Source organism: Streptococcus parasanguinis (assembly GCF_001578955.1).
Taxonomy (GTDB): domain Bacteria; phylum Bacillota; class Bacilli; order Lactobacillales; family Streptococcaceae; genus Streptococcus; species Streptococcus parasanguinis_U.
On sequence record NZ_KQ969779.1, the window covers coordinates 1 to 271 of the forward strand.

1 pseudogene is annotated in these 271 nt (G+C 48.3%); it reads left to right on the top strand.

Going from position 1 to position 271, the window contains the following annotated elements:
• Positions 1-271: pseudogene (locus SPADD19_RS11195) on the top strand (cell division protein SepF); the annotation flags it as partial.

Genomic DNA, 271 nt, shown 5'->3' on the forward strand with positions numbered 1-271 from the left:
AAGACGGTGAAGAAGTAGAAGTTCGCGAGGCAAAAGCAGCTGGGGCGGAAACACAACCAGTTCCACAGCCACAGCCGACTCCTCAAGTGACTTCTCCACGTCCACAGATTAGTCAAAGAGAACCAGTAAAACCAAAACCGACTCCTGTCGCACCTGTTACGACTCCAGTGTCTACAGCGGCAGTGAAGGAACCTGTTTCAACAACGAAAAATACATCTGAAAATATTACTCGCTTGCATGAACGTCAACGTGAATTGGCTGCTAATCGTGC